General features: G+C 39.3%; 8 protein-coding genes. All 8 read right to left on the bottom strand.

Going from position 1 to position 11,164, the window contains the following annotated elements:
* Positions 1-2 precede the first annotated feature (2 nt).
* On the bottom strand, positions 3-1,244 hold the full coding sequence (locus HYG93_RS10270; RefSeq protein ID WP_178962461.1) for a hypothetical protein: 1,242 nt from the start codon (positions 1,242-1,244) through the stop codon (positions 3-5).
* A gap of 12 nt (positions 1,245-1,256) precedes the next feature.
* Positions 1,257-2,447, bottom strand: a complete 1,191-nt coding sequence (locus HYG93_RS10265; RefSeq protein WP_178962460.1) for a hypothetical protein — start codon at positions 2,445-2,447, stop codon at positions 1,257-1,259.
* 5 nt (positions 2,448-2,452) lie between these two features.
* Entirely contained in the window at positions 2,453-3,289 is an 837-nt protein-coding gene (locus HYG93_RS10260) for a hypothetical protein (RefSeq protein WP_178962459.1), read from the bottom strand.
* Between the two features lie 12 nt (positions 3,290-3,301).
* Positions 3,302-4,264 carry a hypothetical protein gene (locus HYG93_RS10255; protein WP_178962458.1) on the bottom strand — a complete coding sequence of 321 codons (963 nt, stop codon included), beginning with the start codon at positions 4,262-4,264 and terminating at the stop codon, positions 3,302-3,304.
* A gap of 25 nt (positions 4,265-4,289) precedes the next feature.
* Complete coding sequence (locus HYG93_RS10250; RefSeq protein ID WP_024160804.1) at positions 4,290-5,090, bottom strand: hypothetical protein; 801 nt, start codon at positions 5,088-5,090, stop codon at positions 4,290-4,292.
* Positions 5,091-5,099: 9 nt separating this feature from the next.
* On the bottom strand, positions 5,100-5,528 hold the full coding sequence (locus HYG93_RS10245) for a hypothetical protein (protein ID WP_005028693.1): 429 nt from the start codon (positions 5,526-5,528) through the stop codon (positions 5,100-5,102).
* A 68-nt stretch (positions 5,529-5,596) separates the two neighbouring features.
* Complete coding sequence (locus HYG93_RS10240) at positions 5,597-6,490, bottom strand: hypothetical protein (RefSeq protein WP_005028694.1); 894 nt, start codon at positions 6,488-6,490, stop codon at positions 5,597-5,599.
* Positions 6,491-6,492: 2 nt separating this feature from the next.
* Positions 6,493-10,935, bottom strand: a complete 4,443-nt coding sequence (locus HYG93_RS10235; RefSeq protein WP_005028696.1) for a hypothetical protein — start codon at positions 10,933-10,935, stop codon at positions 6,493-6,495.
* Positions 10,936-11,164 lie beyond the last annotated feature (229 nt).

The raw sequence follows: 11,164 nt of genomic DNA, 5'->3' as shown, positions 1-11,164 counted from the left end.
GGCTATTTACTTGCCATTGCTTGTGAAAGTGCAATCCTACGAATGTTACCCGTAGACTTAGAACGATCTGTCACTTCAATTGAGCCGTCAGATAATTTGCTTTCAGCAGAAACTAGCGCAGCCAATACCGCTTCTTTACGTTCATTTGACTTGTATTGTTGATATTGCAAGTTCAAGCGTTCAGTACTTTGAATTAAACCATCGACCATCAAACCACGTTCATCTTTAATCGCTTGTGATTTAGCAAAGTCTTTGTAATCTTGCCCAGAACCTAAATAACGAGAGACACTTTTTTCCAAGTGTTGCATCGGTGCAAGTTTGGTACTTGAATCATGACTATTGGTACCACCACCAGCAACAGGGGAGTATTGCGCTTGAATTGCTTTCAAAGAGGTAATTGCTGGAGAAGTTAAAGCATCTTTCGCCAGTTTAGCCATCACATAATCTTGACCAGCAGATGTTTTCGCAATTTTTCCGTCAATTGGGGCATCAGGTAGACCAACCATGTTGTTGATCAATGCATTTTGAGCACGAGCCATCGCCGTGTCTGGCGCTGCAGTCGTGAATAAAGTTGAAGCTTGTAAACTTAGACCAGCATTTTCACCAGCAGCACCACATAGTCCAGACGCAGCCTGAGAAGTGGTACAAAACTCATTATGAGCTTGTAACATAGCTTCTTGTGCTTTGTGAGGGTTCATGTAGACACCAGGCGCAGCAACCACTTCAGAGCCAACTTTATTTAAAATTGAACTATCAGCAGATTTATTGTCTTGTTGAGCTTGTTCACGATCGCTTAAAACTTCACACGCTTTAAATGCTTGGCCATGTGCACCAAACTCAAATTGAGCTTTTTTCATTTGCTCACTTTGTTTAACAGCTTGGTACGCCGTTACAAGACTTTGTGCGTTTTTATGTGCGTTATCTGAAATACCTTGAGCAGATACAGCCTCTTGTTTCGTCAGGATCTTAATCGCTGCCGTCACATCATCTTGTTGCTTTTTAATACCCAAAGATAAGTTTGAGTCCAACGCATGTAACGCAGCGCTTTCCACCGCATCAGCCTGTTGAAGAAGCAACTTCAAGGTATTTACTGCCATCGGGTTGCCCACGGAAGCACAGTAATAAGCAGATGCAGAACCACTAATGATGGCGAGGGTGAAACCGAGTGCAGTAATTTTTGAACGAGAGCCGTGCGCTTGTGGCGCTTTCATAACTTTACGTGATGTTCTTTTCGGAGTACGCATTATTTAGTCTCCTTAAAATTGAGGCATAGTTTGTGAAAGCTTAACTTTCACTGACTGGCCGTATTTCGTTTTCACATCATCTTTTATCGGCTGAGATTTCGCTAAAAGTAATGCAGACAATAACCCTTCTTCACGCAAACTTTGCTTGTAAGTTTGAAGATCTAAATAAACAGAAACGCCGTTAATGATATTGGCTTCTTTAAGTAGACCGCGTGGATCTTGCATCGCCATCGCCATTTGCCATTTTTTAGCTTCAGGACCGCCGTAGTAACGTGCGATTGTTTGGTCGATCAAATCGTTGGCAGACACCATTTTGCCGTCAATATCTTTGAATGATTTTGTATTTTGCGCGTCAATAACCGCCAAGCTATACGCTGGCATAGCAAGTAAAGCTGTTTTTTGGTTGGTTGCTTGCAAATAATCTTGACCAGCTGGAGTACGTGCCGTTGCATTAGACAATGATTTATCTGGTGTACCTAAAATGTTTTCACGCACGTAATGTCTTGCAAGAGCTTCTTTTGAGCCAGGTGCAACAGACTTAAACAGTAGGGAAGCATTGGTATCGCCACCCGGTAATTTAGACAACGTACATTGACCAGCTTGTGCTTCAGCAACCGTACAGAATTCAGCTTTATGCACGTTTAGGCGTTGATTAATCACTTCCTGTTGAGAGCCAACTAATTTACCGCCGACTTGAGAGGTTTGAGTCGCCATATCAGCTGCTTGATCAATCACTTGACCAGATGCACTCGACATATTTGTATTTTCAGCCAAAACCTCACAAGACTTAAAGCCTTGACCAGTATTGGCACCATAAGCAAATTGTGCTTTTTTCATGGTATCTGACTGTAAAAGCGCTTGAATACCAGAGGCAATAGTTTGGGTGTTTTTAGTTGATGCATCGGTAATTTGGTTAGCAGCTTGCGCCTTTTGCTTCACCGCAACTTTAAGCGCTGCAACGATGTTTTCAGTCGAATCATCTAACTTTCTACGGGTACTTTGAGATACTTTTTGAATATCCTTTGCTTGGTCGCTTGCATGCTTAGGAATCTGAGTAGACATCTCGCCCATAATCGTACCCAAACCAACCGTAGCCCATTCAGCAAAAACAGGGCTACTAATCACCAAAGTTGCACCTAAAATGACAGGTACAAACTTTGATTTTCCTTTAGGCTGTCTTAAAGTATTTTTACGCTTTCTCATAGTCATTACTCAAAGAATTTGGCTGTAGCATTGGAGTTTGGTGTAGTGCGTTGCATCACATTATTAGCCACCGAATAGTTAGCCAGTGATGAAAGAGTACTTCCAGCCATGTATTTATTTTGAAAATCAACGCAAGTTGATGAAGAGCATTCCATCAATCCGACTGGAACAACGTTGTTAGATGCAATTGACGAGTAGTTCAATGCAACAGTCGCTTGCTGTTCAGAAAGTCGAGAACGAGAAAAAACAAAAGCAGTATCAATGTCGCCATACTGCAGACCATTTGGAATCAAATTACAGATACCCATTTTCGCTTCTTCTACGCCACACGAGGTCGCCAAGTGAAACGCATATGGTGAGGTTGCTTCATCTGTTGAATTTGAGAAAAGTCTCCCTGAAACGTCTTGCATGTATTTAGAAACGTTAAAGTCTTTTAAGTTTCTATTTAGATCGGTTTGTTCACGTTCTTCAAGAGCCGTACAAAAAGCTGAATCAGGGAGGGCAGCATTCGTACCAGAATTTAAAATCGCTTTTTTGATCTCAATATTTTTATCGACACTTTGAATACCAGCAACGATCATTTCTGAATCACGCGTTTGGTTATCAACAATTTGATTTGCACTGACCGCTGTTTGTTGAGTAGATACACGCACAGCAGAACGTACCATCAATTGCTGAGCTTGTATTGCAAGCTCAGAAAGGATAGTGCCAAGACTAAAAGCATTGGTAAAAAGTGGTACGGATAATAGACCAACCGTTAAAGTACCCACCGCAATTGCTTTAACAGGTGAAAACTGATTAACAGTAATTCTTCTTTTACGCAGATTATTTCTATTTTTCATACCACCCCCAACTTAAGAGAAAAAGTCTTTAATTGATTGGGTGACAGAAGTAGATTCTGAACTTGAAGTTTTTGCGTTAGACGTTGTTCTAGTACTGGCATTTTGATCAGTTGAATTAGAAACTGTACCAGTCGAGCTACTACCATTGATTGTATAAGTATTTCCACCCTCAAAAGCACCGCTAGGCATAACTAGACCAGGATCAAGTTTACCAAGTTGACCATTCACAGCAGTACCAAGCGCACCCGATACATCAGTATATTGACCAGCTTTGTTGATTTCACCTATAACATCATTCAATGGGCCAACAAGTTCAGTACTTGCAGTTTTCATTGCGTCACACGCTTTTTTAGTCGCGTAATCGACAACCATTTGTTGCGCTGCATTGATGATTGTATCAAGTGATGGAATAGTCACAGAAAGGTCAATGATTTTACCGATGTCAGCAAAACAGCCACCTTGACTAGCTGGACTGAACATTTTGTTAATATCGATTGGACGACCCCAAACCGTCATTTGTAGATCTAAGTTGTCTTTAACGACTTTACCGATCCCATCAGTTGCACATGATTCAATATTGGTTTGAATGTTTTGAGCAGCTGCTTGTTCACCTTTTTTAACCGCCATGAAGTTGTTTTCAGCAGCAGTAGAGTTGAATGACGAATTAGAACTGGTAGACGAATAATATCCGCTATTTGAATTCGACAAAGGCGTATCACCACCAGAGCTACTTGCAATGGTCGATGATGTTGCGATGTTTAAGTTACCCATGTTTTGAGTATTACTGGTAACAGAAGCAACGGAACTTTGTTGAACTGCAATAGCACTTGAACACCCAATAACGGTAGCAACAAAAATGCTTAAAGCACTTTTAGTTTTAAAAGCTGGCTTAACATTTTGTAGATTAGGGTTAGTCCTTAAAGTCTTGCCCCGAACTTGTTGTAGCCTTTTAGCTTTCTTGTGATTGTTACGCATATCTAGCCCTTTAAAAGAGTTATGATTAATGTTTTTTAGAAGCAAGTTCGCAAAGCACTACAACATCTTTTACTACAGCTTCACTACTTAAATATAAGGTAGCTATAAGGTGTTTTAACTCATATATCCTTTTAGCGAACTTATATATAGAATCATAATACCATTCTTCACCATATTGTAGTATATACTTCTCATTGGTTAAACATAGTTTTATGAATTCTTTTAAAATAGGACGCTTAAAAATAATAGCTGTCGTAATATATATAAACTGAGTACTAACCAAACACATTAAAGTATTAATTAGCTCTACTTCCTCTTTTAAGCATTCCTGTAAAACCGATGGCTTTAGGGTTTTAGAAAAACCTTCCTCAGTCACAATATCTTTTAAAAAACCTGAATCCGAGTACTTATTTTTCAGAAAATTACTTAATTCATGCACGTTCTTTAAGTAAATATTGATCTGATCTTTAGACGCAGTTTTGAAATGTTCCTCTACACGTTTTGGATCGTTTAACGTGATGTCGAGCATTTCAGATTCATTATTTTTTTGATTTAAAAGCACAAAAGCGGTGAAGCTGGTAACTTTGCGTGTTTCGCCAAGATAGCCACTACTGCAAGCATTCAAAAAAACAAGGCAATGCTGTTCAGTAAGATACAAGCCGTATTCTTTTGGTGTACCTGGTTCAAAGAAATTGAGTGAACGCTTATCAAAATGAAAAGTGTTCTCTAAGGTCTGACAAAAGTAGTTAATAGAGTGTACAAAAGCTTCTGGTACAAAGGTTGTAGGCTCTTGAGACAATGCTATGTTTTGGCTTTCTATGCTCATTCCCACGATTTAGTCCTCTTTGAGAGGTAGGGCGTAATAGCCCATTTGACTTAAAACACGTAAAGGAATATCAAAGTTAAGACTTTGCGTTAGACCAGATTTAGGGTTAAAGGTTTTAGCTGAAGCTATAAACAAAGTTTGCTCATTAATAAACACTTGAATGCTATTCGTGACTTTTTGTTCATCAAGTATGACGCCACATACAATATCTAATTTCACATCAAACGTATAAGCATCCATTTGAACGTCTATTGATTCCCAATCGATCGTCATGAACAAGTTTTGGTTTTCAAATTCCAAATTACCTTCTTCAAGAGCTTTATGGATTAATCCCTTTTCTAATAATTCCAAGTAAAACGCATGTAAAGGCGTTGCATCTGCAAAACCATGAGGATTAAACGGCGTTCTTGTCGGTTCAGTGATTTTAGTTTGAATCATGTTTAACTCCATTAAAGGGTATTTAGATTCTATCTTAAAACACCCTAAATGTTTTTATTTAAAATTAATTAAAACCCATTGCTATAAGTTGAAGCGCTTTCTTTAGTTTTAACGTTTTCAAGATTGCTTTGCGTAATAGTATCTTTGTAATGCTGACTAAACGTATTTTTACCCGTTTCGTTTATGTTCTTAAGCTCATTTTTAATGACCTTAAGATAGTCTTGATATTTTGGTGACTGTTCTACATAAACTTCGGTCGCTGCAATTGAGAACATGTTCTTATCATTGGTTGCGATCGGAAATAAGGCAGTATAGGAAGCATCTTGCTTGAGCTGGTCTACAGTTGTTTGTTGCTCAATGATCTTCGCCTGATAGTCCAACAATGTTTTATTGATGTTTTCATGACTATGGATAACGAAATTCAACTGTCTGTCATTCGGACGTTCAAGGGTAAACGGCTGATCGATACCAGAAAGCTTATTACAGATCTCCATATTGTATCGGTAGGCTTCAAACGAGTCTGAAAAGTGATTAAAGTCTTTTCGGAGAGCATTATTGTTTTCTAAGTCTTGCTGAAAGTCTTGAAAGCATTGCAATACATATTCATCTTCATTTTTTTCAACGAATAATTGAGCGATGTTGGAGCACTGGTGCCGTTCGCAGAGATCCGCAAGCTTTTGAATGCTTTTAACCTCATTTTTCTTTTCTAAGATATTGCGTAAATGTAGCTGAGTTGCCCGATACTCTTGCATCAACATATTGTGATGCTCGACAAATAGCTCATAATCGCTTTTAAGGTACGGACTGGCACCTTCAATCTCACGCTCTACCTTTTCATGCTTAGAGTTGATTTGAACACGCTCACGCGTGGTATTCACTGTATTTTGACCAAAACCACCTAAGATTTTATCAAAAGTAATCATCGCATCGATGTCGCCAGTTACGTTTTTATAGAGATCCATGATTAACGCCCCAATGTTTGATCATTGTCATGATCGTTTCTACGTGCGACTTCTAAATCTATATGCTTATCAAGGTCACTCAAAAATTGAGATGTCGTATTTTTCTCAAGCTTTACTTGGTCTAAGTAGTTTTTAGTATTGAGATTCAAACCATCTTGGAGCGCTTCTAAGCGTAGGCCAGTTTTATCAAAATCAGCTTCAAGGATCTGATTCACTTCTTTGATTTTTTCCATGTCTTGCTGTTCTAGACGGTGTAACTTCACATCCTCATGAATCGCAGCGATATAGTGATCGGTTAAGATCTCTTGCTTTAAGTGCTGAAGCGCAATTTCCACGTTTCCTGTTTCGGCAATCACGGCGTTGAAGCTGTCAAAGATTTGACCTGTTTCAGCCGAGTTTCTAAATTCAACAATACGAGGCTCAACACTATTAAGGTTTACAAACTTGGCATCACCATACGCAGTAGGTAGTACTAGATGATCATCCATACATTCAAAAAGTTGCTTATATTCAGCATTCATAAGATTTGATGCTGCTTGAAGCTTTAAATCTTGTTGTAACGTGTCTAGGCGTTGGTTGAGATGTAGAAAGCTTTGAACATACATCTCGTTTTGAGAGTTTTCAGGCGCAACAACGGTTGAGGCCATACCTTTAACAACATTTTTCAGTTGCGTATTTTGAATCTGATCAGCAATTTGATTAAGCGCGTTAATGTGATCGGCTTTCACAAGGTTATTGTTTTTCAGTTGTTCAATAAATTGATTTTGTTCAATCACTTTTTCACTTTCCTTTTCGCTGAATAACGAATCTTTAATTTGTTGTTTCACCTGGTCCAAGTTAGAGAAGAGGTGAAGTACTTCTTGTTCATTGCTGTTATTGACTGCATTTAGCAATGTAACAAACACATCATGGCTGATTAGTTGTTGCTGATTATTTTCCGCATTCTGAAATTCAGCAATTTGACTACGGCTAATGACTTCAACACCAACATCATTGATATAGCTTGCGCCAATCGGGGAGAGTTGATTATCTGGAGCTTTTACGGCGTAGTACTCGCCTGATTTGCCATCATCTTTGGCGCATAGACCAATATATGTATTGCCATCTTGCGTAATGATTTTTGAACCGATGCTATTGAGTGCTGCAGAGGGTTGTAACGTACTCAAAGTTTGAATCAATTCTTTTTCGCGATTTTGATGAATTGCATTACTTACTGCCTGGTAAACTTCAGGATCTAAATAAGTCACCTGATTGGCAGATTCTTCATTGAGCGCCGTGACAGTATTCCACTCTAAAATATCTTTACGCGGTATCGTTGTAATACCGGCATTAATAATATCTTCCGTGGTAATTTGACGATCAAGGTTAGTAATGGCCACGGCGTTGTATTCGGGTGCAATTGATTTATGACCTTCCGAATCTGAAGTCAGTACCACGAATTGACCGTAATCCGTTTTCACCATGGCACCTACAACACTGAGCTTGCCTTCCAAAATCATTTTTGAAAGTTCAAGTTCACGTTCGGCAGATCTGGCATAAGTATTAGTCTGTTCTGCAGTATTGTTGATGGTATCGGCTTTGAGCTTGTCTAAATATTCACTTGAAAATTTACCAAGCGCATTTAACTCGTCTATCGGCTCGACAGACTCCAGCTCATACAGTGGAACGGTAGAGGATTCATTCACGATGTCTTTAAGATAAAGCACATCTTGTTCAGTGATATTTTCGAGATCTTCAATCACCGAAAGAGGCACAACGATCGCACGTTTATCCAGATTATCGGAAGCTATATCCAAAACAACCATATTGGTTTGGGTTGTTTCATCTTCATAAACCATACCGACAAACTGTTCAATTTCAGCATAAGAAACATTGTTGTGACGGTCTTTAAAGAATGCTTCTAAGTCAGAATCATGATCAACATAAATACTGTCATAAGGGTTCATTGGTTTACCGTCATTGTTTTGGTCTTGGCTTTGCGGTGCTGATTGAGTTGCCGACTGTTCTGCAGTATTGCCTTTAAACTTACCCAAAAGGTTTGAAAGTTTAGATTTGACTTTCTTTACTTGATCCGAAATTATTTGACCTGATTGATAGGCACGTTGAATAAACTGATCTTTGTATGAAGCTTTGGCTTCTTCAGTCATTTGTTCTGGATCTTGCCCTAATGGATATTCGGCACCAAGGAACATACGTGCTTGTTCTAAGTACTGAGAACAAATGGGTTCAAAAAAGCGACCTTCAAACTCATGGATCTTTTCAGACTTAATGCCTTCATGCAGTTCTTCAATTGAGAGAAACGTTACTTTGTCTTCAATCGCTTCTAAATAGAACGGCGTAATCGGGGTAGGTGCATCGCTACCTTCCACTTGAGGCGGTAAATCTGCTTCTTTAACCAGTTTGATAAATGGGGTAGAGGATTCAACACCTTCGACAGAATCCTTACCGACTACATCAATCACGATGTATTGTTCACCGTCAATGGCATAGACTTTACCGACATTTAGATCGAATTCTTCTAAGGTAACGCCGTCACGGTCTTTATTCAGTTGAGTGGTATATGGATCGTTTAAAAGAGGCAACATTTGCTCTTTAGAGATCGGTTTTAAAATATCGGCATTCTTACCAAGTTCAGTCAATTTTGATTTATCGGCTGTATTGGCAAGCTGTTCGGGTTGTTGTGCGTCTGGATGGTTACTTTTAACGGTAACATCAGGATTGATTGGTTTATCCCAAATGTTTTTCAGGTTATCAAGGCTTTTGTTCTTGTTGAACATGGCCATAATCGCTGCAATGATCAACTTGATTGTTTTCTTAACCAGTTCAATCATGACTGCAATCATTTTTGCACTGAGCGCAGCGAGTTCATCAGCGACCGTTCGTGGATGGCCGTGGCTATTTTCACGCGCTAAAGGAGGACGTTCGTTACCTTCCTCATTTCGCATATCCTTAAAGCTTTTAGAGGCAACGCTACTTGCAGCCAAACTTGCTTTGTCTTGTGGACCACCAGCAATGTTTAATGTGCTCTTTGGTGTACCTTTTGGTGCATTCGGATCAGCTGATTCAACATCTTCCTTTACTGTCTCTTTAGTCTTCTGATTTTCTTTATGTTCTTTCAAAAGTAGAGCAGCTTGTAACTGGTCGCTATGTTCACGGGTTTCTAATAACTGAATTACTTCCTTGGTTAACGTGTCCGTATTGAATTCAAGATAGTGAATCTCAAGTTGTTCAAGTCGAGCAGCTGTATGGTCGCTATTCACACGCCATTGATCCATGACGATAGATTTTGGCACTAAGCCAAGTTCTTCAGCTTCAATCCCACGAATTAAGCAAAAGTCACGCACTTGGCGCATCAATGCGTTAATTTGGTTTTTATCGGTTAATTCACCTGAAAAATAGGTATTCGGTGCACCCGTAACTTCGTTGTAGATCTGCTGTTTTGCTTCACGCACGACTTGGTTTTGGTTAATCAGGCCTTCAATCGCGAATTGACGATTACTCAGGAAGTTGAGGGCATTTTCTTTAGTTGCACCCTTCAGGCTTAAACCATAGTAGGGCTGAGTGATAAAAGATTTTGTCTCAAAGTTAAAGAGGGTTTTTTCAGCCACTTGAACGGCTTCAAATGGATTCTCTTCTTTGGAAAGGAGGAAATCAGGATCATTGTCTGATAGGTATAATTTAGAGTCTGCAGTTGTATAAACACGGTCTTCAACTGGCAATGAACTGTTATTTTCAGCAATATTGCCTAATCCTTGGTCCAGTGCGTTTTTAGTCTGGATTTTATTCAGAGCCGCAATAAACTTAAGATCATCATCATTCTGCAGATCAAGCCCGATGTCTGCAAAGAATTCTAATTGACTGGCTGGCTCTCTTTGCTCAAGTGCATCAAATACTTTACCAATCAGAACAGGATCAAGTTCAGCTAAATCATTGACAGTGACAGCGGAAAGATCAAACGTGTTTTCAGGAATGATGGACCGTTCATTCTCGTAATTCGGGTAACTACTACGCTCATAATCACCTTCGTCAAAAAACATCGGTTCATCATCGTTCAACCGAGTATCTTCAAGAGGGGGAGCGTAATCATAATCTGGGTGCCCAGGAGGTACAGAGTTACCGCCCATAGGCTGATCATATTGTTCATACTGATCATACTGATCATACTGATTATTTTGATACCCATCATCTTGCATGACTGGCGGTTCTTCCATTAATGGAGGTTCAGATAGGGGATCATTGGGATATGGTTCAGACTGGTATTGTTGCGATTGATCTTGTGCAACATTGTTTTGTTGTGGCGTAGGCTGGATGGATTGAAATTCCACGCCGTCCAAACTTAAATCATCCCACTGTTCCAGGCCCTCATTGAAAGTTAATGATTGGCCGTCTTGCAGTTGATCAAGTGTTTGCTCGTCAAAATTATCTTGTTTAGGGCTTTGGTCCATATTTGATCCTTATGACAGGTGGCCTTCCTGGTTTTAAGAGTCCTTTTTAGAATCTGTATCAACATTCCAAATAAAGTCTTCTTTAAAGTCAGAATTAAAACCAGTTGTGATGTCTAATTCACTGTCAAAATCCACTAAATCTGAGTTATTAGAAGATTCCTCTAAGGGATTAGAGTTGCACATAAAATACCTGTATTTGTTTTTTAAAACGTCAATGTGATCGTCACGG

It is taken from the genome of Acinetobacter sp. SwsAc6, from assembly GCF_013391565.1.
Taxonomy (GTDB): Bacteria; Pseudomonadota; Gammaproteobacteria; order Pseudomonadales; family Moraxellaceae; genus Acinetobacter; species Acinetobacter cumulans.
This window is presented reverse-complemented; position numbering and strand designations above follow the sequence as displayed.

Bases quoted from the DNA above. Each gene is read 5' to 3' on its own strand.
- HYG93_RS10270 (WP_178962461.1), bottom strand. From the start codon at position 1,244: ATGCGTACTCCGAAAAGAACATCACGTAAAGTTATGAAAGCGCCACAA.
- HYG93_RS10265 (WP_178962460.1), bottom strand. From the start codon at position 2,447: ATGAGAAAGCGTAAAAATACTTTAAGACAGCCTAAAGGAAAATCAAAG.
- HYG93_RS10260 (WP_178962459.1), bottom strand. From the start codon at position 3,289: ATGAAAAATAGAAATAATCTGCGTAAAAGAAGAATTACTGTTAATCAG.
- HYG93_RS10255 (WP_178962458.1), bottom strand. From the start codon at position 4,264: ATGCGTAACAATCACAAGAAAGCTAAAAGGCTACAACAAGTTCGGGGC.
- HYG93_RS10250 (WP_024160804.1), bottom strand. From the start codon at position 5,090: ATGAGCATAGAAAGCCAAAACATAGCATTGTCTCAAGAGCCTACAACC.
- HYG93_RS10245 (WP_005028693.1), bottom strand. From the start codon at position 5,528: ATGATTCAAACTAAAATCACTGAACCGACAAGAACGCCGTTTAATCCT.
- HYG93_RS10240 (WP_005028694.1), bottom strand. From the start codon at position 6,490: ATGGATCTCTATAAAAACGTAACTGGCGACATCGATGCGATGATTACT.
- HYG93_RS10235 (WP_005028696.1), bottom strand. From the start codon at position 10,935: ATGGACCAAAGCCCTAAACAAGATAATTTTGACGAGCAAACACTTGAT.